Source organism: Telluria sp. Soil_C_11 (assembly GCF_057657395.1).
Window position 1 is genome coordinate 86,667 of record NZ_JBDGIN010000011.1, and the last position, 22,243, is coordinate 108,909.

Here is a 22,243-nt window from a genome sequence, read left to right on the forward strand (position 1 = left end):
ATGCTGACCCTGGAACGTCTCAATGCCGCCGACGAGGCCGAATTCACCGCGCTGCTGGACGGCGTCTACGAACACTCGCCGTGGATCGCGGTGCGGGCCTGGCGCCAGCGGCCCTTCGCCAGCCTGGCCCACCTGAAGCGCGCGCTGGCCGAGGCGGTGCGCAATGCGCCGCATGCAGACCAGCTGGGCCTGATCCGCGCCCACCCGGAACTGGCCGGCAAGGCGATGGTGTCGAACACGCTGACGGCCGAATCGACCAACGAGCAGAACAAGGCCGGCCTGACCGCCTGCACGCCGGAGGAATTCGCCACCATCCAGCGCCTGAATGCCGACTACAACGCCAGGTTCGGCTTCCCCTTCATCCTGGCGGTACGCGGCCCGCGCGGCCTTGGCCTGGGCAAGCACGAGATCATCGCGACCTTCGCGCGACGCCTGGGCAACCAACCCGGCTTCGAATTCGCCGAGGCGCTGCGCAACATCCACCGCATCGCAGAGATCCGCCTGGACGACAAGTTCGGCCACGAGCCGGTGCTCGGCAACCGCGTGTGGGACTGGGCCGAGCAGCTGGCCGCGCACAGCGACCCCGGCTACGACGAGCGCGGCGAGCTGTGCGTCACTTACCTGACCGACGCCCACCGCGCCTGCGCCAGCCAGCTGGCGCGCTGGATGATCGACGACTGCGGCTTCGACGAAGCCCGCATCGACGCGGTCGGCAACGTGGTCGGCGTCTACCACGGCGCCGATCCGCAGGCCAGACGCCTGCTGACCGGCTCGCACTACGACACCGTGCGCAACGGCGGCAAGTACGACGGCCGGCTGGGCATCCTGGTGCCGATGGCCTGCGTGCGCGAACTGCGCCGCCAGGACCGCCGCCTGCCCTACGGCATCGAGGTGGTCGCCTTCTCGGAAGAGGAAGGGCAGCGCTACAAGGCCGTGTTCCTCGGTTCGGGCGCCCTCACCGGCCAGTTCGACCGGGCCTGGCTCGAGCAGCAGGACGCCGACGGCATCAGCATGCGCGAAGCGATGTGCGACGCCGGCCTGGATCCCGAGGCGATCGCCACCCTCAAGCGCGACCCTGCCCGCTACCTCGGCTTCGTCGAGGCCCATATCGAACAGGGTCCGGTGCTGGACGACGCCGACCTGCCGCTGGGCGTGGTCACCTCGATCAATGGCAGCGTGCGCTTCCTGGGCGAGATCGCGGGCATGGCCAGCCACGCCGGCACCACGCCGATGGCGATGCGGCGCGACGCCGCCGCCGGCGCCGCCGAACTGGTCCTGTTCGCCGAGAAGCGCGCCGCCGCCGTGCCCGACCTGGTCGCCACGGTCGGCATGCTGGAAGTGCCGAACGGCTCGATCAACGTGGTGCCGGGACGCTGCCGCTTCAGCCTCGACGTGCGCGCCACCACGGACGACGTGCGCGATGCCTGCGCGCGCGACATCCAGGACGCGCTGCGCGCGATCTGCGAACGGCGCGGACTGTCGTTCACGCTCGAGGAAACCATGCGCGCCGCCGCCGCGCCCTGCGACGAAGGGCTGCGCCGCCGGTGGGAGCGCGCCGTCGCATCCCTTGGCCTGCCGGTATTCCATCTGCCCAGCGGCGCCGGCCACGACGCCATGATGCTGCACCAGGTGATGCCGCAGGCGATGCTGTTCCTGCGCGGCCAGAACGCCGGCATCAGCCACAACCCGCTCGAATCCATCACCAACGACGACGCCGAACTGTGCGTGCGTGCCTTCCAAGCCCTCCTTGACCAACTTGCCACGGACCCGACATGACCATGACTACGCCCTACGAGACCCTCGACGCCTGGATCGACGCCCACTTCGACGAGGAGGTGCGCTTCCTGCAGGAGCTGGTGCGCGTTCCCACCGACACCCCGCCGGGGAACAACGCGCCGCACGCCGAGCGCACCGCCGAGCTGCTGAAGGACTTCGGCTTCGAGGCCGAGCAGCATGCGGTGCCGGCCGAGACTGTGCGCGGCGCCGGGCTCGAGAGCATCACCAACCTGGTGGTGCGCCGCCAGTACGGCGCCGGCCGCACCGTGGCCCTGAACGCCCATGGCGACGTGGTGCCGCCGGGCGAAGGCTGGAGCCATCCGCCCTACGGCGCCGAGATCGCCGACGGCAAGCTGTACGGCCGCGCCGCCGCGGTCAGCAAGTGCGACTTCGCGACCTTCACCTTCGCCACCCGCGCCCTCGAAGCGCTGGGCGCGCCGCTAAAGGGCGGCGTCGAGCTCTACTTCACCTACGACGAGGAATTCGGCGGCGAGCTCGGGCCGGGCTGGCTGCTGGAACGGGGCCTGGTCAAGCCCGACCTGCTGATCGCGGCCGGCTTCAGCTACCAGGTCATCACCGCGCACAACGGCTGCCTGCAGATGGAAGTGACGGTGAACGGCAAGATGGGCCACGCGGCCGTGCCGGAAACCGGCGTCGACGCGCTGCAGGCCGCGACCCGCATCCTGGTCGCGCTGTACCAGCAGAACACCCTGTACAAGCAGACCCGCAGCCAGGTCAAGGGCATCAACCACCCTTACCTGAACGTCGGCCTGATCGAGGGCGGCACCAACACCAATGTGGTCCCGGGCAAGGTCGTGCTGAAGCTGGACCGCCGCATGATCCCCGAAGAGAACCCGGCCGAAGTCGAAGCCGGCCTGCGCCGCCTGATCCAGGAGTCGGTGGCCGGCTGCCCGGGCATCAGCATCGAGATCAAGCGCCTGTTGCTGGCGAATGCCCTGCAACCGCTGGACGGCAACCGCCCGATGGTCGACGCCCTGGCGCGCCACGCCAGCGCCGTGTTCGACGAGCCGATCGAAGCGGCCGGCACCCCGTTGTACACCGATGCGCGCCTGTTCGGCGAACATGGCATTCCGGCGGTGCTGTACGGGGCGGGTCCGCGCACGGTCGGCGAGAGCAATGCCAAGCGCGCGGACGAGCATATCGACCTGGAAGACCTGCGCCGGGCGACGAAGGTGATTGCCCGTACGCTGTTCGACCTGCTGGACTGAGACCCGCAAACGCCGTGCCCGCGAAGGCGGGGCCCCAAGCCCCATGAACGTCGTCCCCGCGCAGGCGGGGACCCAAGCCCCATGAACGTCGTCCCCGCGCAGGCGGGGACCCAAGTTCTGCCGGCGCAGTCGACACGCAAACAAACTTGGGTCCCCGCCTCCGCGGGGACGACGGCACGACAAGCGCCATCGAGCTCGCCCGATCAGGTCAGCAAAATCGCCCGGAAATCGTTGACATTGGTGAGCGTCGGCCCGGTCACCAGGGCGTCGCCCAGCGCGCCGAAGAAGCCGTGCCCGTCGTTGTCGTCCAGGCTCGCACGCGGGTCCAGGCCTTGCGCGCGGGCGCGCGCCAGCGTGTCGGGCGCGAGGAAGGCGCCGGCCACCTCCGCGGCGCCGTCGACGCCGTCGGTGTCGGCGGCCAGCGCGTGAATGCCGGGCGCGCCGCCCAGCGCCAGTTCGAGCGCCAGCAGGAATTCGACGTTGCGCCCGCCGCGTCCCTGGCCGCGCACCGTCACCGTGGTCTCGCCGCCGGACAGCAGCACGCACGGCGCGCCCACTGGCTGGGCATGGCGGCGCGCCTGCAGCGCGATGCCGGCCATGACCCTGGCCACTTCGCGCGCCTCGCCCTCGATGCTGTCGCCGAGGATCAGCGGGGTGACGCCGGCCGCGCGCGCCACCTGCGCCGCCGCTTCGAGCGCCATCTGCGGCGAGGCGACGATCCGGGTAGTCACCCTGGCCAGCCGCGGATCGCCGGGCTTGACGGTCTCGCCGGCGCCGCTCTCCAGCAGGCGCCGCGCGCCGGCCGGCAGTTCGATGCCGTAGCGGCGCACGATCCCGAGCGCGTCGGCGCAGGTGCCGGGGTCCGCCACCGTCGGCCCGGAAGCGATGTCGGCCGGGTCGTCGCCGGGCACATCGGAAATCAGGAGGTTGACCACCCGGGCCGGATGGCAGGCCGCCGCCAGGCGCCCGCCCTTGATGGCCGACAGGTGCCGCCGCACGCAATTCATTTCGCCGATGCTGGCGCCGGACGCCAGCAGCGCGCGGTTCACCAGCTGCTTGTCTTCGAGGCTCACGCCCTCGCCCGGCAACGGCAGCAGCGCCGATCCGCCGCCCGAGACCAGGCAGATCACCAGGTCGTCCTCACCCAGGCCCTTCACCGCCAGCAGGATCTGGCGCGCCGCTTCCAAACCGGCGGCATCCGGCACCGGATGGGCCGCCTCGACGATGCGGATGCGCTCGCAGGGCACGGCGTAGCCGTAGCGCGTGACCACCAACCCGGTCAGCGGCCCGCTCCAGTGGCGTTCGAGCGCCTGCGCCATCGCGCTTGACGCCTTGCCGGCGCCGATCACCACGGTGCGGCCCCTGGGCCGGGCCGGCAGGCAGGCCGGGATCCGCAGCGCCGGCTGGGCCGCGGCGACGGCGGCGTCGAACATGCGGGCCAGCAGCCCGCGCGGCCCCGCGTTCATCGGCCTTCCTGCCCGATCGAGAAATTGGCCATGACCTCCAGCGCCCGCACCATCGCAGAGTGGTCCCAGCCGCCGCCGTCGTGGGCGGCGCAGGTGTTGAACAGCTCCTGGGCGGTGGCGGTGTTCGGCAGCGCCACGCCGAGCTGGCGCGCGGTGGTCAAGGCCAGGTTCAGGTCCTTGCGGTGCAGGTCGATGCGGAAGCCCGGCGCGAAAGTGCGCCTGATCATGCGCTCGCCGTGCACTTCCAGGATGCGCGAGGAGGCGAAGCCGCCCATCAGCGCTTCCCGCACCCGCGCCGGATCGGCGCCGGCCTTGGCCGCCAGCAGCAGGGCCTCGCCGACCGCTTCGATGGTCAGCGCGACGATGATCTGGTTGGCGACCTTGGTGATCTGGCCGTCGCCATTGCCGCCGACCAGGGTGACGTTCTTGCCCATCAGCTGGAACAGCGGCCGCACGCGGTCGAAGGCCGCCTCGCCGCCGCCCACCATGATGGTCAGGCTGGCCGCCCGGGCGCCGACGTCGCCGCCCGACACCGGGGCGTCCAGGTAGTCGCAGCCCAGCGCATTGATGCGGCGCGCGAAGTCCTTGGTGGCGACCGGCGAGATCGAGCTCATGTCGACCACGATCTTGCCCGCGCTGAGTCCCGCCGCCACGCCGTCCGGTGCGAACAGCACTTCCTCCACCTGCGGCGTGTCCGGCACCATGACGATGATCACGTCGGCCTGCTTCGCCACTTCGGCGCTGCTGGCGCATGGCCGCGCGCCGGCGTCGAGCAGCGCGGCCGGCGTCTCGCCGCGGGTGTAGGTGAACAGGCGGTGCCCGTTCTTGACGAGATGTCCCGCCATCGGGGTGCCCATGATGCCCAGGCCAATGAATCCGATGTTTGCCATGTTTGCTCCTCCAGGTTGTCGAGTGTGGTGTTCAGCCGGCCAGCGCCTGGCGCCATCCCAGCCCGGCCAGCGTGCCCGCGGCCGGCTTGTATTCGCAGCCGATCCAGCCGTCGTAGCCGAGCCGGTCGATATGCCGGAACAGCCACGGGAAGTTGATTTCGCCCGTGCCCGGCTCGTTGCGGCCGGGGTTGTCGGCCAGCTGGATGTGCGCGATGCGGCCCAGGTGGGTGGCGATCGTCTTGCCGATCTCGCCTTCCATGCGCTGGGCGTGGTAGATGTCGTACTGCAGGTAGAGGTTGTCGGACCCGACCTCGTCGATGAGGGCGATCGCCTGCGCGGTGCGGTTCAGCCAGAAGCCGGGGATGTCGAAGGTGTTCACCGGCTCGACCAGCAGCCGGATGCCCGCGTCCTTCAGCTTCGATGCGGCGAAGCGCAGGTTCTCGACCACGGTGCGGTGCACGGTTTCCGGATCGGCCCCGGCGGGCGCGATGCCGGCCAGGCAGTTGAGCTGGCGGCAGCCGAGCTGGCGCGCGTAGTCGATGGCGCGCCCGACGCCGTCCTGGAACTCGCCCGTGCGGCCAGGATGGCAGGCGATGCCGCGCTCGCCCTTCTCCCAGTCGCCGGCCGGCAGGTTGTGCAGGACCTGCAGCAGGCCGTGGCGGTCGAGCCGCTCGACCAGCGCGCCGGCCTCGAAGGCATACGGGAACAGGTATTCGACGCCGCGGAAGCCGGCCTCGGAGGCCGCCTTGAAGCGTTCGAGGAAAGGCAGTTCGTTGAACAGCATCGTCAGGTTGGCTGCGAATCTTGGCATGGCGTTTCTCCGGTCAGGCAAAGGCGGTGGCGTGGGCGATCGCGGTCGGCGCATCGGCGGGACGATCGGCCAGCGGCTCGAACTCGTTGATGGCGTCGATCTCGGTCCCCATCGCGATGTTGGTGACCCGTTCGAGGATGATCTCGACCACCACCGGCACGCGGTGCTCGCGCATCCAGGCGCGCGCCTGGGCGAAGGCCGGCTGGATGTCGTCGGCGTCGCGCACCCGGATCGCCTTGCAGCCCAGGCCTTCGGCCACGGCGATGTGGTCGACCCCGTAGCTGCCCAGCTCCGGCGCGTTGATGTTCTCGAACGCCAGCTGCACGCAGTAGTCCATGTCGAAGCCGCGCTGCGACTGGCGGATCAGGCCGAGGTAGGCGTTGTTGACCACCACGTGCAGGTAAGGCAGGCGGAATTGCGCGCCCACCGCCAGCTCCTCGATCATGAACTGGAAATCATAGTCGCCGGAAATGGCCACCACCTCGCGCTGCGGGTCGGCCGCGCACACGCCCAGCGCCGCCGGGACGGTCCAGCCGAGCGGGCCGGCCTGGCCGCAGTTGATCCAGTGGCGCGGCTTGTACACGTGCAGGAACTGGGCCGCGGCGATCTGCGACAGGCCGATCGTGCTGACGTAGCAGGTGTCGCGGCCGAAGGCGCGGTTCATCTCTTCGTACACGCGCTGCGGCTTGATCGGCGCGCTCTCGAAGTGGGTCTTGCGCAGCATGGTGCGCTTGCGCTCCTGGCATTCGGCGAGCCAGGCCTCGCGGCGCGGCAGGCCGCCGATCGAATCGATCCCACGCGCCACCTCGATCAGCAGGTCGAGTGCGGCGCCGGCATCCGAGACGATCCCGTAGTCCGGCCCGAACACGCGCCCGATCTGGGTCGGCTCGATATCGATGTGGACGAACTTGCGGCCTTTGGTATACACCTCGACCGAGCCGGTGTGGCGGTTCGCCCAGCGGTTGCCGATGCCGATCACGAAGTCCGAGGCCAGCAGGGTGGCGTTGCCGTAGCGGTGCGAAGTCTGCAGGCCGGCCATGCCCGCCATCAGCGGATGGTCGTCGGGGACCGAGCCCCAGCCCATCAGGGTCGGGATCACCGGCACGCCGACGATCTCGGCGAATTCCTGCAGGCGCGCGGCGGCATCCGCGTTGATCACGCCGCCGCCGCACACGATCACGGGCCGCTCGGCCTCGTTCAGCATGGCCAGCGCCTTCTCGGCCTGGGCGCGGGTGGCGGACGGCTTGTACACCGGCAGCGCGACATAGGTCTCGACGTCGAATTCGATCTCGGCCATCTGCACGTCGAACGGCAGGTCGATCAGCACCGGGCCGGGACGTCCGGAGCGCATGATGTGGAAGGCTTGCTGGAACACGCGCGGTACCAGCGCCGGCTCGCGCACCGTGACCGCCCACTTGGTGACCGGCTTGGCGATGGCTTCGATGTCGACCGCCTGGAAGTCTTCCTTGTGCAGGCGGGCGCGCGGTGCCTGGCCGGTAATACATAGGATGGGTATCGAATCGGCCCAGGCGGAGTACAGGCCGGTGATCATGTCGGTGCCGGCCGGGCCCGAGGTGCCGATGCACACGCCGATATTGCCGGCGCGCGCCCGGGTATAGCCCTCGGCCATGTGGGAGGCGCCCTCGACGTGGCGCGCCAGCACGTGCCCGAAGCCGCCGTTGCGCTTCATGGCCGAATAGAACGGGTTGATTGCGGCGCCTGGCACGCCGAACACTCTGCTGACGCCTTCCTTGCGCAGTACTGCCGCCGCCGCGTCGATTGCCCTCATACGGGCCATGGTCGCCTCCATCGGGTTGGTGTGAATCGGATCGATGAAGTCAGGATAGCGGCATGGGGCACGCTGTTGAATTGCTGCTACTATTCTCTCTGTCGATACTTCAAGTATTGAATGGAGGGGAATGGACCGCTACACGGAAATCCGCAGCTTCGTGCTGGTCACGGAAAAAGGGAGCTTCGCGGCCGCCGCCATGGTCGAAGGTGTGACCCCGGTGGTGATGGGCAGGCGCCTGGATGCGCTGGAACGCCGGCTCGGGGTGCGCCTGATGCACCGCTCGACGCGCGGGCTCTCGCTCACCGCGCTGGGCGAGCAGTTCCTCGAGCCCTGCCGCCAGCTGCTGCGCGACTTCGACATCACCGAGAACAGCATCAGCGCCGGCCGCAGCACGGTGCGCGGCCACCTGGTGGTGTCGGCCCCGGCCGCCTTCGGCCGCTCGCACATCGCACCGCACGCGCCGCCGTTCCGCGCCATCCACCCGGAACTGAAGATGTCCTTCAATTTCACGGACAGCGTGGTCGACCTGGTGCGCGAGGGCTATGACATGTCGATCCGGATCGGCCAGGTGCTCGACCCCAACTACGTGGCGGTTCCGCTGTTCCCGAACCGCCGCGTGGTGTGCGGCACGCCGGCCTACTTCGAGCGCCACGGCACGCCGGCGGAGCCGGAAGACCTGGCGCGCCACAACTGCCTGGCCTTCAACCTGCAGGGCGGCCAGCAGCGCGGCTGGACCTTCCAGCGCGACGGCAGGCCGTTCGCGGTACGGGTCGACGGCGACCTTGCCTGCAACGACGGCGAGCTGCTGTACGACTGGGTGAAACAGGGATTGGGGATCGGCTGGCGTTCGACCTGGGAGATCCAGGCCGAACTGAAGCGCGGCGAACTGGTCACGGTGCTCGACGGGTTCGCGGTGAACGACTACCCGATCCAGGCCGTCTATCCCCAGCAGCGCTACCTGCCGGCGAAGATCCGGCACTTCATCGATTACCTGAAGGGGATCTACCACACGCCGGGCTACTGGGAACGGGCCTGAAGCCCGCCCGCATCAGCCGCGGGCGCCGTCCGCGCAGGTCGCCTCGTCCAGCACCTTCTGCAGCGCGGCCAGGGTGAAGGGCTTGGGCAGGAAGGAAGGCTCGACCTCGAGGCCCGGGGTCGCCTGGGCGCCGTAGCCGGACGAGAAGATGATCCGCATCCGGTAGCCGTGCGCCAGCACCGTGCGCGCCAGTTCGAGCCCGGTCATGCCCGGCAGGGAGTGGTCGGTCAGGAGGATGTCGAAGCGGCGCTCCGCCAGCAGCTCGAGCGCCTGCTCGGCGCTGCCGACCGCTTCGACCGCATGGCCGAGAAGCAGCAGCAGTTCGCCGAGCATGGCGCGGGCGTCCGGGTTGTCCTCGACCACCAGGATCGACTTCGGCGCCGCCGCGACGGCCTGGCCGGCTTCCTCGCTTTCGGACGCCGGCATCGGCGCCGGCGCAACGGCCGAAGGCGCGGGCAGCGCACCGCTTTCCTTGCGCGCGGCGAACAGCTGGCGGATCTTGCGCGCCAGTTCGTCGCGGCGATAGGGTTTGCTGATCAGCTCCACGCCCGGGTCCAGGCGGCCGCCGTGGACGATGGCGTTCTGCGTATAGCCCGAGGTGAACAGGACTTCGATGGCCGGGAACATCTGCTTGGCCTGGCGCGCCACTTCGATGCTGCGCACCGGACCCGGCATCACGACGTCGGTGAACAGCAGGTCGATCGGGATCCCGCTCTGCAGGATGGTCAGCGCGCCCTGGCCGTCGCTGGCCTTCAGCACGCGGTAGCCCAGTCCCTGCAGCATGTCGACCACGGTCGCCTGCACCGCCAGGTCGTCCTCGACCACCAGCACGGTCTCGCTACCGCCGACCACCGGCGCGTTGCGCAGGTTCGGCAACTCGACTTCCGGCTGCATCGAGCGCGGCAGGTAGATCTTGATGGTGGTGCCGCTGCCGACTTCGCTGTAGATGCGGATGTGGCCATTGCTCTGCTTGACGAAGCCATATGCCATCGACAGCCCCAGGCCGGTGCCCTCGCCTTCGCGCTTGGTCGTGAAGAAGGGTTCGAAGGCGCGCGCGATGACTTCCGGCGGCATGCCGCAGCCGGTGTCCGAGATCGCCAGCATCACGTACTGGCCCGGAGACACTTCCGGCTCGTGCAGCACGTAGTGATCGTCCAGCATGGCGTTATTCAGTTCCAGCGTGAGCCGGCCGTCGCCCTTCATCGCATCGCGCGCATTGATGGCCAGGTTCAGGATCACGTTCTCGAGCTGGTGCGGGTCGGCCAGGGTGGTCCACAGGCCGCCGGCGACCACGGTCTCGATCTGCACCGATTCGCCCAGCGCGCGGCGCAGCAGGTCGTCCATGCCGCGCAGGACGCGGCCGATGTTGGTCGCCACCGGCTGCAGCGGATGGCGGCGCGCGAAGGCGAGCAGCTGCGACGACAGCTTGGCGCCGCGGTCGGCCGCGAAGGCCGCGGCTTCCAGCCGGCGTTGCGCTTCCGCGTTGCCCGCCAGGGACATCTGCAGCAGCTGCAGGTTGCCGGCGATGACTTGCAGGACGTTGTTGAAGTCGTGCGCGACGCCGCCGGTGAGCTGGCCGATCGCTTCCAGCTTCTGCGACTGGCGCAGCTGGGCGTGGGTCTTTTCCAGTTCGGTGGTGCGTTCGCGGATGCGCTCTTCCAGCGAATTGTTCAGCTGGCGCACGGCCTCCTCGGCCTCGATACGCACCGCCATCTCGTGCTGCATCTGCGCGTGCGACTGCTCCAGGGCCGTGGCGCGCTCGCCGACCTCGTCGAGCATGCCGTTGAAGGCGTCGACCAGCACCCCGACCTCGTCCTCGGTGGTCTTCTGCACGCGCATCGAGAAGTCGCGGCGGCGGACGGCCTGGTCCACGGCATCGGTCAGCGCCAGCACCGGCTTGATGATGGCGGCCTGCAGCCAGCTCGACATCAGCACTGCGACCAGCAGGCTGCCCAGCAGGACTGCGCCGAGGATGGACAGGTAGCGCCGCACCTGGGCCATCAGCGGATATTCGGCCGCGACGTAGATGGTGCCGATCAGGTCGCCGTTGCGCTGCATGGTGGTGGCGACGGCGATCTGCCCGCCGTCGATCGTGTTGCCGGCGCGCGGCATGCGCTTCGGCAGGCGCTGCATGTCCTGCGCGGTCTTGCCGTAGCTGGCGAACACCGAGCCGTCGGCGCGGTAGATGGCGGCGTTGACGATCAGCGGCCTGGCGCGCAGCTGCAGCAGGTTCTCCTGGGCCACCTTGACGTCGTTGAATTCGAGGGCCGGCTTGGTGACTTCGGCGAGGATGTCGGCCTGGGCGCGCAGGTCGTCGGCCCAGCCGGTCTGGTAGTTGCGGATGTCGAGCACCAGCATCGAGGCGCAGGCCACCAGCAGCGCGGTCAGCGTGGTCACCAGCACCCCGAGCACCAGCTTGCGCGAGATGGATTGTCGAACGGCGCCAAACATGGTCAACGGCTTCCTTTCACCACGTTCGTGGCAACACTAAAGAGACGGGAATTCAGGTGGATGCCGCTCTGCTCGGCCGCATCGATCGAGACTTCGAAGCGGACCCGGTCGTCGACGATCCGGAAATTGATGATGCTGCCCTGCTCCAGCGCGCCGTCAAAGGCGCTCACGGTCAGGATCGGCCGCCCCCTGGCGAGACGCAGCCACTGGGCCAGGTGCGCACGCTCGGCGCGGCCGACGTACAGCATGTGCAGGCCATTCACCGTATCGCCCGGCAGCAGGCGCTTGACGATCACGCCGCGGTTGTTGACGCTGCGCCCGGCGGCGATGCGCGCCAGCTCGTCGGCGACCGTGTCGTCGCCGGCGACGCCGATCACGTACGGCGTGTCGGCCTGCGGGAAGCCGGCCGGCGGCCATTCCGCATAATTCAGGAACTTGTGCAGGTAGGCCGCTTCCACCCGCTCCTCGCTGGCGACCATGCCGGCGCCGGCCGCCGCCGCGGGAGCGGCGAGATGCAGGACGGCCGCGCCGAGCCACAGCGGGATGACGGCGCGCCTGATAAAGAGTCGCAAGTCTCGCACGGCGTTACAGGTTCCAGACCAGCTTGAGGAGAACGGCGCGCTCGTAATCGTGGCGCGCGCCGGCGGCGCCGAATTCGGCATGGTGCGGATCGAACAGGTTGCGCCCGATCAGGGACAGTTCGAGTCCCTCGCGCAGATGCCAGCCGTAGCGCAGGTCGACCGCCGTGTAGGCCGGCACCGCCGGCTTCTGGAGCGCGCCGACATGGCGCAGGGTCAGGTCCAGCTCCTGCCCGTCCGCGAGGTCGTGCGTGGAGCGCAGCATCCAGTAGTGGCTCGGGTCGCTGGTGGCCAGGCCGGTCGTGCCGGAGGCGTCCTTGCTGCCGGCGTCCAGCGCCGTATCGACGCGCTGCACCACGCCGCCGCCGGACAGGCGCCAGGCCTTGCCGGCCTGCCAGGTGGCCCAGGTTTCGATGCCGCGCGTGCGCCCGTCGGCCATGTTGAGGAAGACCGAGCCGCTGCCGTGCGGGTTGGGCTCGAGGGTGCGCAGCCTGTCGTAGCGGCCATGGAAAGCCGTGGCCGAGTACGACAGCGACGGCGTCGGTTGCGCGCGGTAGCCGAGTTCGAACACGTCCGCCACTTCGGACTGGAAGTCCGGGCCGCCCGCCACCGCATAGCGCGGGACGCCGTTGACCACGGCCGGTGCGGTCGGCGAATAGAAGTCGCGGTCGATCCGCGAGGGCGCGCGCACGGAACGCGAGAGCGAACCCCAGACCAGCGCCGCCGGGTGCGGATTCCAGGCCAGGCGCAGGGTCGGCAGGACTTCGACGCCGGTGTAGTTGTTGTCTTCGAACTTCAGGCCGGCGGTCAGGCGCAGGTCGTCGCGCAGCGCCATCTCGTCCTGGGCGAACAGGTTGGCCCAGTGCAGGTTCATGGTGCCCGGCAGGAAGCCGAAGGCGGCGCCGTTGCGCACGCGGTCATGTCCCCAGCGGTAACCGCCGCCCCAGACCAGGCGATGGCCCTGGCCCAGGTTCACCGCATGCTGCAGCTGCAGGTCGAGGGTGTCGAGGTGCTCGACGAAGGCCAGCGGCTGGTCGCGTTCGGTATGGTCCCAGTACATCTGCACGGTCGCGGTGGACCCGCTAGCGAAGCCGTGGTTGACGCGCCCGAGCAGGTTGGCGCCGCGCACGCGGATGTCCGCCGTGCCCTTCTGGTGCAGGCTGGCGTCGTAGAGGTCGCCCTGGACCGTGGCGTTGCGGGCCTTGCCGTCCCAGTCGGCGCGGAAGCCGGCCTGCCGGCGCTGCCAGCCGGTGGGCACGGTGGCGCCGCTTTCTGCGCGCAGGTCGTCGCTGGCGGCGTACTTGCCGTACACCCGGTAGTGGCCGCCGCCCGCGAGCGCGCCGCCGTGGCGCACCGCGCCGCTGCGCTCGTCCTTGCCGCCGGCCGCGCTGAGCAGGGTTCCCTGGGTGCTCGCGGCCGATCTGGTGATGATGTTGATGACGCCGTTGACGGCATTTGCGCCCCACAGCGTGGCGCCCGGTCCGCTGATGACTTCGATGCGCTCGACGTCTTCCAGCACCACGTCCTGGACATCCCAGAATACGCCGGAAAACAGGGGCGAATAAACGGTCCGCCCGTCGATCAGCACCAGCAGCTTGTTCTCGAACGCGCTGTTGAAACCGCGCGCCGTGACGGCATAGTTGCGGGCATCGACGCGCGCCACCTGCAGGTTCGGCGCCAAGCGCAAGGCTTCCGGCAAGGTGGTGGCGCCGGCGCGGTGGATGTCGGTGCCGGTGATCACGAAGATCGACGATGCGGCGTCCGACAGCGCTTCCGGACGGCGCGATACCGAGGTCACCTGGATATTGGCCAGCTCTTCCAGGCTCAGGTCGCCGAGATCCCTGGCGCCGGGCGCGAGCGCGTCCGCACGGGCGTGCGTGGCGATCAGGACCAGGGCGAGGCAGCGGACCAGGGGAAGGAGGCGCACTTGATCGACAGCGCCTGGCAGGCGCGGGTAGAACGTTCGAGGAAGAAGCGGCGTCACGATGAGGGCGGATGATTTCTTTGCGACATTGTAACTTATACACATTCCATGACACAAACTTATATTGACTGCATAGCTCGTGTTTAATTGGCAACGCAGCAAGCGTGGGCCGGGCACGAAAATTTGATCCCGGCCTACCTTTGTTGCGGCACCAAACTGCCGAAGTCGGGTCGAAATCACAAAGGAGGCCTCATGAACGCCCGTCCCGACATCCCGCCCAGCGAGCAGCTGCGCGAAGCCAGCGCCTGGCAAGGAGGCGCGGCGCCACGCTACCCCGAGACCAGCGTCGAACACGCCCATATCGACCTTGCACTGAACGCCTGGCTGGGCCGCATGACCGGCTATGTGTCGCCGGCCGCCCTGGCCGCGGCGTGGCAGGACTGGGCCTTCCACCTGCTGCTGTCGCCGGCCAAGCAGATGGAGCTCGGGATCCAGGCGCTCACCGGCATGAAGGAATGGCTGCGCTACTGCGCGACGGCCATGTTCGGCAATGCCGCGGAGCCGGTGCGGCCGCTGGCCCAGGACAAGCGCTTCAGCGACCCGCCCTGGCATACCTGGCCCTACAACGGGATCAGCCAGGGCTTCCTGCTGAGCCAGAAATGGTGGCACCGCGCCACCAGCGGGGTGCGCGGCGTCTCGCCGCACCACCGCGACGTCGTCACCTTCGTCGCGCGCCAGCTGCTGGACGGCCTCGCGCCCTCGAATTTCATCGCCACCAACCCGGTGGCGCAGCAGGCCACGCTCGCCAGCGGCGGCGAAAACCTGCTGCACGGGGCATTGCGCGCGGCCGGCGACCTGCGGCGCGCACTGTCCGGCGGCGCCGCCGCGGTCGCTTTCCGACCGGGCCGCGACGTCGCGGTCACGCCGGGCAAGGTGGTGATGGCCAACCACCTCATCGAACTGATCCGCTACGAACCGCAGACCCCGCAAGTCCACGCGCTGCCGCTGCTGGTGGTGCCGGCCTGGATCATGAAGTACTACATCCTCGACCTGTCGCCCGAGAATTCGCTGGTGCGCTACCTGGTCGAGCATGGCCACACGGTCTACATGATCTCGTGGCGCAATCCGGAAGCCGAGGACCGCGACCTGTCGCTCGAGGATTACCGGCGCCTGGGCGTGATGGCCGCGCTCGATGCCGTCGTCGCCCAGACCGGCGCGCGCAAGGTCAACGCGCTCGGTTACTGCCTCGGCGGGACCCTGCTGTCGATCGTGGCGGCGGCGATGGCCCGCGACGGCGACGAACGCCTCGCCAGCATGACCCTGCTCGCGGCCCAGGTCGACTTTACCGAACCGGGCGAGCTGTCCCTGTTCATCGACGACAACCAGGTCGCCTTCCTCGAGGCCGTCATGTGGCAGCAGGGCTACCTCGACACGCGCCAGATGGCGGGCGCCTTCCAGCTGCTGCGCTCGCACGACCTGATCTGGTCGCGGCGGCTGCGCCACTACCTGCTCGACATCCCCGACAAGGACAACGACCTCGCCTCGTGGAACGCCGACGCCACCCGCATGCCCTACCGCATGCATTCGGAATACCTGCACAGGCTGTTCCTGAAAAACAGCCTGGCCAGCGCGCGCTACATCGTGGACGGCCACGCGGTGGCGCTCACCGACATCCATATCCCGATCTTTGCGGTCGGCACCATGACCGATCACGTCGCGCCCTGGCATTCGGTCTACAAGATCGTTCCCCTCACCGACACCGAGGTCACCTTCCTGCTGACGACCGGCGGGCACAACGCGGGGGTGGTGTCGCCGCCGGGCACGCCGAAGCGCAGCTACCAGGTCTCCACCCATCACCACGACGCCCCGTACATCGCGCCGGACCGCTGGCAGGCCGCCAACGAACAACACGAGGGCAGCTGGTGGCCGGCCTGGGAAGCCTGGCTGGCCGCGCGCGCCGGCCCGCTGACGGCGCCCCCGGGCCCGGTGGAGAGCCTGGGCGACGCGCCCGGCACCTACGTGCTGCAGCCGTGACGGCGCCCCGGCGCCACCGACCGCTCAGGCCAGGTACTGCCCGCCGTTGACGTCGAAGGTCGCCCCGGTGAAGAAGCCGGCGGCATCGTCCGCCAGGAAGGCCACCATGCCTTGCTCATCTTGTGGAACATGGCATCGGCCGTCACGCCGGCGTTATTGACCAGGATGTCGACCGGACCGAGCGCCTGCGCCACCTGGGCCAGGCCGGCCGTGCAGGCGTCGTAATCGCCCACGTCCCAGCGGAACACGGCGATGCCGGTGTCGTCCCGCATGCGCCGCGCCGCCTCGTCGTCGTTGTGATAGCTGGCCGCCACGCGGCAGCCGCTGTCGCGCAGGGCAAGCGCAATCGCCCTGCCCAGGCCACGCGTGCCTCCCGTTACCACCGCAGTCCTTTGCATGATGCCTCCCGGGCGAAACCCTTATGCGCTGGACCGCGGCGGGCAGCGAGAGTTCAGCGCGGGAGCATCGGCTTGCGTGGCAGGTGCGAGCTCAGGGGAAGGAGAAGATATTGACCGGCAGCCCATTCGGGTCGGCGACCATGAAGCGCCGCATGCCGAAGCTTTCATCACGCAATTCTTCCGCGATACGAAGGCCGCGCTCCAGCACCATCGCGTAGCTACGGTCGACGTCCGCCACCTGTACGGAAATGATGACGCCCTGTGCCGGGCGCTGGAATTCCTTCGGCGTGAAGGCGTGATCGCGGCGGATCATGCCGATTTGCAGTTGAGGCATGGCCGGCGACGCTATCTGGATGTACCACCCCTGATCAGTCTCACGACACCGATGTCGTCCATCGAACCCTCCTGCTTTGAGATACACGCAAAGCAAAAAGGCCAGCACGCATGCTGGCCTTTTCGACGAATCCTGGTGGGCGGTGCAAGTTTCGAACTTGCGACCCCAGCAGTGTGAATGCTGTGCTCTACCCCTGAGCTAACCGCCCTACTTTCTACTGCTTTGCTGCGATTGCGTCGCTGCAATGACGAGCATTATAGGGGGAGTTTTGCGTTTTGTCACCCCTGCAGAGAATATTTTCTCCAAACACATTCTCCCTTCACGCCCTTGTCGAGTGCGGCCAGCACATTGTCGTGCTCCGCAAGCTCATCGGGGGCTGCCGGCAGCACGATGATCTCGCCCAGCGGACCGGCTTCCAGCAGTTGCGCGCCGCCGGCGGCATCGTCGGCTTCCATGTCCATCGACAGCGTGTTCTGGCCGCGGGTCATCGCCAGGTAGACGTCGGCCAGCAGCTCCGAGTCGAGCAGTGCGCCGTGCAGCTTGCGGTGGGCGTTCGAGATGCCGTAGCGGTCGCACAGCGCGTCCAGCGAGTTGCGCTTGCCCGGATGCAGTTCCTTCGCGTGCACCAGGGTATCGATCACATTGCTGCAGTGGTCGACGAAGGGCGGCAGGCCGAGGCGCTCGAATTCGTGGTTCAGGAAGCCCAGGTCGAAGGGCGCGTTGTGGATGATGATCTCGGCATCCTTCACGAACTCGCGCAGTTCCTCGACGATCTCGTGGAACTTCGGTTTGTCGCTCAGGAATTCGGTGGTCAGGCCGTGCACCGCCAGCGCCGCTTCGCCCGAGTCGCGCTCGGGATTGATGTAGCGGTGGAAGTTATTGCCGGTCAGCTTGCGGTTGAAAATTTCGACGCAGCCGATTTCAATGACGCGGTCGCCCGTGCGGGGATTCAGGCCGGTGGTTTCGGTATCGAGGACGATCTGGCGCATGCGCTTATCAGGGTGAATTCGTTGAAAATCAAAGGCTTATTTTACCAGACGCGGCGCCGGCCTTCAGCGTTTGACGGAGGCCGCGCCCATGTTTGCCAGCACGTCGGCGCGCTCGTTGCCGGGATGGCCATTATGGCCGCGCACCCAGCGCCATTCGACCGCGTGCTGCTGCTGGGCGGCGTCGAGGGCCTTCCACAGGTCGTCGTTCTTGACCGGCTCCCTGGTCGAGGTCTTCCAGCCGCGCGCCTTCCAGCCGTGGATCCATTCCGAGATCCCCTTCTGGACGTACTGGCTGTCGGTATGCAGCACCACGTGGCAGGGACGGTTCAGCACGGTCAGCGCCTCGATCACGGCGCGCAGTTCCATGCGGTTGTTGGTGGTGTTCGGCTCGCCGCCGAAGATCTCCTTCTGGTGGCCGCCATCGGCCACGAGCAGCGCGCCCCAGCCGCCGGTGCCCGGATTTCCCTTGCAGGCCCCGTCGGTAAAAATCTCTACTTTGGTCGTCATGCTGCCTTGTATTCCTCTCGTTCTAGGACTGCTTGTTGCGTTCGTTGCGGTTGGTCGCCGGCACCGCCTGCGGCGCCTTGCCCGGCTTCTTGTTCCAGGCCGGCCCGATGATGTTCATTCCCTTGACGCGCTTGATCGCATGCACGATGTACACGGCCCCGAGATACGGCCACCAGCGCTGCCCCGCCCCTTCGACGAAGGCGAAGCGGTGCAGCCACTGGGAAGTGCGGAAAGGCGGCGCATAGCAGCCGAAGTGGCTGCGCGTGGCGCCGAGATTCAACAATTTTAACCAGTCTTTCAGCCGGGGCATAGAGATGAACTCGCCCGCCGTCGGCAGGTAGGCGCTGCTGGTGATGCGTCCCATGCCCTGGCGCACGCCCCACATGCTGGCCGGATTGAAGCCGCAGATGATCAGCTGCCCCTCCGGGATCAGCACCCGCTCGACCTCGCGCAGCACCTGGTGCGGCTCGGCCGCGAACTCGAGCACGTGCGGCAGCACCACCAGGTCCAGGCTCTGCGAGGCGAACGGCAGGTCGGCGAAGTCGAGCGCGACGGCGATCTGCTTGCCGCCGGCGGCGATCGCCAGTTCGTCGGCGGTCGAGGTGCGGGTCGCGGCCTGCCACTTGTTCGGCATCCGGTTGGCCGCCAGCGCGTCGATCTGCGGCACGCCGATCTGCACGGCGTTGAAGCCGAAGATATCGGCGGTGAGTTCGTCCAGGCAAGCCTGTTCCCAGGCGCGCACATAGGCCCCGGCCGGCGATTGCAGCCACCGGTCGAGGGCTATAATGGATTTTTCCGATGCAGCGCTATCCATGCCACCCCTTTTTGCTTACGCATCTATCAAGCCTATGACGAATTCGCCGAGCAACCTGTCAGTCCTGACCGTCCCTGCCTTCAAGGACAATTATCTCTGGCTTATCCATGACGGCGTCCACGCGGCGGCGGTCGACCCGGGCGACGGTCAGCCCATCCTCGATGCCTTGCGGGCGTATGGATTGACCCTTACCGCCATTCTACTCACCCATCATCACGCTGACCACATTGGTGGCGTGCCTCAATTGCTTGCAGAATATAACGTACCCGTGTTCGGACCGCGCAACGATGGCATCGCCGCGGTGACGCATCCCCTCGGCGAAGGCGACCGCGTACAGGTGCCGGGACTGGCGCTGGACCTGGCGGTACTGGACGTGCCGGGCCACACGCGCGGCCACATCGCCTACTTCCGCGACGAGGCGGGCGACCCCTCGGGCACGCACTGGCTGTTCTGCGGCGACACCCTGTTCGGCGCCGGCTGCGGCCGCCTGTTCGAAGGCACGCCCGAGCAGATGGCGGCCTCGCTCGCCAAGCTGGCCGCCCTGCCCGACGACACCCTCGTGTATTGCGCCCACGAATATACGCTGTCGAATCTGCGCTTCGCCGAAGCGGTCGAGCCGGACAACCGGGCGCTGCGGATGCGGCTCGAGGCCGACAGCAAGGCGCGCGGCACCAACCTGCCGACCATCCCCTCGAACATCGCCATCGAAAAGGCCACCAATCCCTTCCTGCGCACGACCGAGCCCGCCATCGCCGCCAGCCTGGCCGCGGCCGGGCGGCTGCCGCCGGGCGCCACGCCGGTGGCGGTCTTCGCCGCGCTGCGCGAATGGAAGAACGTGTTCTGATGGGCGCCGCGTCCCCGACCAGGCAGGTCGAGTTCTGGTTCGATCCGATCAGCCCCTATGCCTGGCTGGCGACGGATTCGCTGGCCAGGCTCGAAGGCGCCGGCCTGCGGGTGCGCTTCATGCCGGTGCTGTTCGCCGGCCTGCTGAAGGCGCACGGCAACCTGGGGCCGGCCGAGGTGCCGGCCAAGCGCACTTACCTGTTCCGCGACGTGATGCGCGAAGCGGCGCGGCGCGGCATGCCGTTCGCCGGCCCGCCCGGCCATCCCTTCAATCCGCTGACGGCGCTGCGCATGTGCACGGCCCTGCCCGAGGACGCCGAACGGCGCACGCTGGCGCTGACCCTGATCAAGGCCTGCTGGGAACGCGGGGAAGACATCTCGGACGCGGCCGTGCTCGTGCGCCTGGCCGATGCGGCCGGCTTCGACGGAAACGCATTGCTGGAGCGCGCCGCCACGCCGGCAGTGAAGCAGGCGCTGGCGGCGGCCACGGATGCGGCGATCGCCGACGGCATCTTCGGCGTGCCGACCTTCCGGCTGGATGGGGAATTGTTCTGGGGTGGAGACCGCATCGAGACGCTGTTGTGGCGCCTCGATGGGGGTGCGGTCGACGAAGACCAGCTGAGGAAATTTTTAGAGCGGCCCGCGCTCGCGCAGCGCAGCCGGTAGGGTGGGCACCACGTGCCCACGCCGAAGCAGGCGTCACGCGAACGTCACGCGTGGGCACATTGGCCCACCCTACCTCAGATTTCTTCGTACAGCGGCAGCGTGAGGAACTCGGCAAACTCCTCCGAGGTCGACATCTTCTCGAAGATCTCGGCCGCGCGCACATAGGTCGGGTTGTCGCCGTTCGGCGCCGCCTGCTTCACCTTGGCCAGCTCTTCCGGGATCATGGCGCGCACCATCCCGGCCGTGACCTTGCGGCCGTCGTCCAGCACACCCTTCGGCGAGCGGATCCACTGCCACACTTGCGAGCGGCTGATCTCGGCGGTCGCCGCGTCTTCCATCAGGTTGTGGATCGGCACGCAGCCATTGCCGGCGAGCCAGGCGCCCAGGTAATGGATGCCGACGTTGATGTTGTAGCGCAGGCCGGCCTCGGTGATCGGGGTCTCCGGGCGGAAGTCGAGCAGGTCCTTGGCCGTGACTTCGACGTCCGGACGCTGCTTGTCGATCTGGTTCGGGCGGTCGCCCAGCACCTTCTTGAATTCCGCCATCGAAGCCTCGACCAGGCCCGGGTGGGCGACCCAGCCGCCGTCGTAGCCGTCGGTGGCGTCGCGCGACTTATCGCCGATCACGCCAGCCATCGCCACGGCGTTCTTTTCCGGATCGTTCTTGATCGGGATCAGGGCCGACATGCCGCCGATCGCCGGCGCGCCGCGCTTGTGGCAGGTCTTCAGCAGCAGCAAGGCGTAGGCGCGCATGAAGGGCGCGGTCATCGTCACTTTCGGACGGTCGGCCAGGCAGAAGTCCTTGTCCAGCTTGAATTTCTTGATGCACGAGAAGATGTAGTCCCAGCGGCCCGCGTTCAGGCCGGCGCTGTGCTCGCGCAGTTCGTACAGGATCTCGTCCATCTCGAAGGCGGCGACGATGGTCTCGATCAGCACGGTGGCCTTGATCGTGCCCTGCGGCAGGCCCAGCTCGTCCTGGGTCATCTTGAAGATGTCGTTCCACAGGCGCGCCTCGAGGTGCGATTCCATCTTCGGCAGGTAGAAGTACGGGCCGGCGCCGCGCGCGATCTGTTCCTTCGCGTTGTGGAACATGAACAGGGCGAAGTCGAAGATGCCGCCGGAGATGCGCTTGCCGTCCACCAGCACGTGCTTCTCGTCCAGGTGCCAGCCGCGCGGACGCACGACCAGGGTCGCGATCTTGTCGTTCAGCTTGTACTGCTTGCCGTTCTGCTCCAGCGAAATGGTGCGGCGCACGGCGTCGCGCATGTTCAGCTGGCCGGTGATCTGGTTGTCCCAGTTCGGGGTGTTCGAATCCTCGAAGTCGGTCATGTAGCTATCCGCGCCCGAGTTCAAGGCGTTGATGACCATCTTGCGCTCGACCGGGCCGGTGATTTCGACGCGGCGGCATTCCAGCGCCTTCGGGATCGGGGCGATCTTCCAGTCGCCGTTGCGGATGTCGGCGGTTTGCGGCAGGAAGTCCGGGCGCTCGCCGGCATCCAGGCGCTTGGCGCGCTCGACGCGGGCGGCCAGCAGTTCCTGGCGGCGCGGTTCGAATGCGCGGCTGAGCTTGGCGACGAGGGCAAGGGCCTCGGGAGTCAGGATCTGTTCGTAGCCGGGTTTGATCTCGGCGCGGATCTCCATTCCGGACGGGGTGGCGATGGTCATGGCATGCTCCTCTTAGTATATAAATCTTATGCAACGCGGCT

General features: G+C 68.2%; 19 protein-coding genes and 1 tRNA gene. 6 read left to right on the forward strand and 14 right to left on the reverse strand.

Translation table 11 applies throughout. The features are described 5' to 3' along the window. Both AC3A6M_RS17920 and AC3A6M_RS17925 read left to right on the forward strand, forming a co-directional pair. The gene (locus AC3A6M_RS17920; RefSeq protein WP_487854077.1) at positions 1-1,776 is read left to right on the forward strand and encodes an allantoate amidohydrolase; all 1,776 of its coding nucleotides are present in this window, start codon (positions 1-3) and stop codon (positions 1,774-1,776) included. 2 nt (positions 1,777-1,778) lie between these two features. After that, positions 1,779-3,005, forward strand: coding sequence for a M20 family metallopeptidase (locus AC3A6M_RS17925; protein WP_487854121.1), 1,227 nt, complete (start codon positions 1,779-1,781; stop codon positions 3,003-3,005). Positions 3,006-3,208: 203 nt separating this feature from the next. Here the strand turns inward: AC3A6M_RS17925 and AC3A6M_RS17930 are convergent, their stop codons facing one another. Genes AC3A6M_RS17930 through gcl form a run of 4 tightly spaced genes read right to left on the reverse strand, consistent with a single transcriptional unit; the run spans position 3,209 to position 7,970 of the window. Then, a complete protein-coding gene (locus tag AC3A6M_RS17930) occupies positions 3,209-4,471 on the reverse strand; it encodes a glycerate kinase type-2 family protein (RefSeq protein WP_487854078.1) in 1,263 nt (420 codons plus the stop codon). Beyond that, positions 4,468-5,361, reverse strand: coding sequence for a 2-hydroxy-3-oxopropionate reductase (locus AC3A6M_RS17935; protein WP_487854079.1), 894 nt, complete (start codon positions 5,359-5,361; stop codon positions 4,468-4,470). The genes AC3A6M_RS17930 and AC3A6M_RS17935 overlap by 4 nt, the downstream gene beginning before the upstream one ends. A 31-nt stretch (positions 5,362-5,392) precedes the next feature. Continuing rightward, positions 5,393-6,172 carry a hydroxypyruvate isomerase gene (gene hyi, locus AC3A6M_RS17940; RefSeq protein WP_487854080.1) on the reverse strand — a complete coding sequence of 260 codons (780 nt, stop codon included), beginning with the start codon at positions 6,170-6,172 and terminating at the stop codon, positions 5,393-5,395. A gap of 13 nt (positions 6,173-6,185) precedes the next feature. Then, on the reverse strand, positions 6,186-7,970 hold the full coding sequence (gene gcl / locus AC3A6M_RS17945) for a glyoxylate carboligase (RefSeq protein ID WP_487854081.1): 1,785 nt from the start codon (positions 7,968-7,970) through the stop codon (positions 6,186-6,188). Positions 7,971-8,091: 121 nt separating this feature from the next. Here gcl and AC3A6M_RS17950 point away from each other — a divergent pair, with 121 nt between their 5' ends. Further along, a complete protein-coding gene (locus AC3A6M_RS17950) occupies positions 8,092-9,000 on the forward strand; it encodes a LysR family transcriptional regulator (RefSeq protein ID WP_487854082.1) in 909 nt (302 codons plus the stop codon). A gap of 12 nt (positions 9,001-9,012) precedes the next feature. Here the strand turns inward: AC3A6M_RS17950 and AC3A6M_RS17955 are convergent, their stop codons facing one another. From AC3A6M_RS17955 to AC3A6M_RS17965, 3 genes are read right to left on the reverse strand one after another with little or no spacing between them, the layout of a single operon-like run. Next, complete coding sequence (locus AC3A6M_RS17955) at positions 9,013-11,451, reverse strand: sensor histidine kinase, YfiR-like protein-associated (protein WP_487854083.1); 2,439 nt, start codon at positions 11,449-11,451, stop codon at positions 9,013-9,015. A gap of 2 nt (positions 11,452-11,453) precedes the next feature. Next, the gene (locus AC3A6M_RS17960) at positions 11,454-12,023 is read right to left on the reverse strand and encodes a TOL_0243 family YfiR-like periplasmic protein (RefSeq protein ID WP_487854084.1); all 570 of its coding nucleotides are present in this window, start codon (positions 12,021-12,023) and stop codon (positions 11,454-11,456) included. A gap of 13 nt (positions 12,024-12,036) precedes the next feature. After that, complete coding sequence (locus AC3A6M_RS17965) at positions 12,037-13,956, reverse strand: TOL_0244 family TonB-dependent receptor (RefSeq protein ID WP_487854085.1); 1,920 nt, start codon at positions 13,954-13,956, stop codon at positions 12,037-12,039. A gap of 249 nt (positions 13,957-14,205) precedes the next feature. Between AC3A6M_RS17965 and AC3A6M_RS17970 the strand changes: the two genes are divergently transcribed. Beyond that, on the forward strand, positions 14,206-15,987 hold the full coding sequence (locus tag AC3A6M_RS17970) for a PHA/PHB synthase family protein (RefSeq protein WP_487854086.1): 1,782 nt from the start codon (positions 14,206-14,208) through the stop codon (positions 15,985-15,987). On the opposite strand, the gene AC3A6M_RS17975 is transcribed toward AC3A6M_RS17970, so the two are convergent. The 6 genes from AC3A6M_RS17975 to AC3A6M_RS18000 all read right to left on the reverse strand — a co-directional run bounded on the left by AC3A6M_RS17975 (position 15,969) and on the right by AC3A6M_RS18000 (position 19,029). Continuing rightward, positions 15,969-16,385: an SDR family NAD(P)-dependent oxidoreductase gene (locus AC3A6M_RS17975; RefSeq protein WP_487854087.1), complete on the reverse strand. Its 417-nt coding sequence runs from the start codon at positions 16,383-16,385 to the stop codon at positions 15,969-15,971. The genes AC3A6M_RS17970 and AC3A6M_RS17975 overlap by 19 nt on opposite strands. A gap of 91 nt (positions 16,386-16,476) precedes the next feature. Continuing rightward, a complete protein-coding gene (locus AC3A6M_RS17980; RefSeq protein WP_487854088.1) occupies positions 16,477-16,719 on the reverse strand; it encodes a VOC family protein in 243 nt (80 codons plus the stop codon). Positions 16,720-16,852: 133 nt separating this feature from the next. Beyond that, positions 16,853-16,927: transfer RNA gene (locus tag AC3A6M_RS17985), tRNA-Val, on the reverse strand. Positions 16,928-16,997: 70 nt separating this feature from the next. Continuing rightward, positions 16,998-17,708 carry a DNA polymerase III subunit epsilon gene (gene dnaQ, locus AC3A6M_RS17990; protein ID WP_487854089.1) on the reverse strand — a complete coding sequence of 237 codons (711 nt, stop codon included), beginning with the start codon at positions 17,706-17,708 and terminating at the stop codon, positions 16,998-17,000. A gap of 63 nt (positions 17,709-17,771) precedes the next feature. Further along, a complete protein-coding gene (gene rnhA / locus AC3A6M_RS17995) occupies positions 17,772-18,215 on the reverse strand; it encodes a ribonuclease HI (RefSeq protein ID WP_487854090.1) in 444 nt (147 codons plus the stop codon). A gap of 22 nt (positions 18,216-18,237) precedes the next feature. Further along, entirely contained in the window at positions 18,238-19,029 is a 792-nt protein-coding gene (locus AC3A6M_RS18000) for a class I SAM-dependent methyltransferase (RefSeq protein ID WP_487854091.1), read from the reverse strand. Positions 19,030-19,063: 34 nt separating this feature from the next. Between AC3A6M_RS18000 and gloB the strand changes: the two genes are divergently transcribed. Both gloB and AC3A6M_RS18010 read left to right on the forward strand, forming a co-directional pair. Further along, positions 19,064-19,873 (forward strand): hydroxyacylglutathione hydrolase, encoded by an 810-nt coding sequence (gene gloB, locus AC3A6M_RS18005; protein ID WP_487854092.1) that lies wholly within the window; start codon positions 19,064-19,066, stop codon positions 19,871-19,873. Further along, entirely contained in the window at positions 19,855-20,538 is a 684-nt protein-coding gene (locus AC3A6M_RS18010; RefSeq protein WP_487854093.1) for a DsbA family protein, read from the forward strand. Before gloB ends, AC3A6M_RS18010 begins: the two co-directional genes overlap by 19 nt. Before the next feature lie 74 nt (positions 20,539-20,612). On the opposite strand, the gene aceB is transcribed toward AC3A6M_RS18010, so the two are convergent. After that, on the reverse strand, positions 20,613-22,202 hold the full coding sequence (aceB, locus tag AC3A6M_RS18015; RefSeq protein ID WP_487854094.1) for a malate synthase A: 1,590 nt from the start codon (positions 22,200-22,202) through the stop codon (positions 20,613-20,615). Positions 22,203-22,243: the final 41 nt, after the last annotated feature.

Excerpts from the sequence above, each read along its gene's own strand:
- rnhA (WP_487854090.1), bottom strand. The coding sequence starts at position 18,215 with ATGACGACCAAAGTAGAGATTTTTACCGACGGGGCCTGCAAGGGAAAT.
- AC3A6M_RS17970 (WP_487854086.1), top strand. The coding sequence starts at position 14,206 with ATGAACGCCCGTCCCGACATCCCGCCCAGCGAGCAGCTGCGCGAAGCC.
- AC3A6M_RS17935 (WP_487854079.1), bottom strand. The coding sequence starts at position 5,361 with ATGGCAAACATCGGATTCATTGGCCTGGGCATCATGGGCACCCCGATG.
- AC3A6M_RS17975 (WP_487854087.1), bottom strand. The coding sequence starts at position 16,385 with ATGCAAAGGACTGCGGTGGTAACGGGAGGCACGCGTGGCCTGGGCAGG.
- AC3A6M_RS17925 (WP_487854121.1), top strand. The coding sequence starts at position 1,779 with ATGACTACGCCCTACGAGACCCTCGACGCCTGGATCGACGCCCACTTC.
- AC3A6M_RS17980 (WP_487854088.1), bottom strand. The coding sequence starts at position 16,719 with ATGCCTCAACTGCAAATCGGCATGATCCGCCGCGATCACGCCTTCACG.
- dnaQ (WP_487854089.1), bottom strand. The coding sequence starts at position 17,708 with ATGCGCCAGATCGTCCTCGATACCGAAACCACCGGCCTGAATCCCCGC.
- AC3A6M_RS17930 (WP_487854078.1), bottom strand. The coding sequence starts at position 4,471 with ATGAACGCGGGGCCGCGCGGGCTGCTGGCCCGCATGTTCGACGCCGCC.
- AC3A6M_RS18010 (WP_487854093.1), top strand. The coding sequence starts at position 19,855 with ATGGAAGAACGTGTTCTGATGGGCGCCGCGTCCCCGACCAGGCAGGTC.
- aceB (WP_487854094.1), bottom strand. The coding sequence starts at position 22,202 with ATGACCATCGCCACCCCGTCCGGAATGGAGATCCGCGCCGAGATCAAA.
- hyi (WP_487854080.1), bottom strand. The coding sequence starts at position 6,172 with ATGCCAAGATTCGCAGCCAACCTGACGATGCTGTTCAACGAACTGCCT.
- AC3A6M_RS18000 (WP_487854091.1), bottom strand. The coding sequence starts at position 19,029 with ATGGATAGCGCTGCATCGGAAAAATCCATTATAGCCCTCGACCGGTGG.
- gcl (WP_487854081.1), bottom strand. The coding sequence starts at position 7,970 with ATGGCCCGTATGAGGGCAATCGACGCGGCGGCGGCAGTACTGCGCAAG.
- AC3A6M_RS17950 (WP_487854082.1), top strand. The coding sequence starts at position 8,092 with ATGGACCGCTACACGGAAATCCGCAGCTTCGTGCTGGTCACGGAAAAA.
- AC3A6M_RS17920 (WP_487854077.1), top strand. The coding sequence starts at position 1 with ATGCTGACCCTGGAACGTCTCAATGCCGCCGACGAGGCCGAATTCACC.
- gloB (WP_487854092.1), top strand. The coding sequence starts at position 19,064 with ATGACGAATTCGCCGAGCAACCTGTCAGTCCTGACCGTCCCTGCCTTC.
- AC3A6M_RS17955 (WP_487854083.1), bottom strand. The coding sequence starts at position 11,451 with ATGTTTGGCGCCGTTCGACAATCCATCTCGCGCAAGCTGGTGCTCGGG.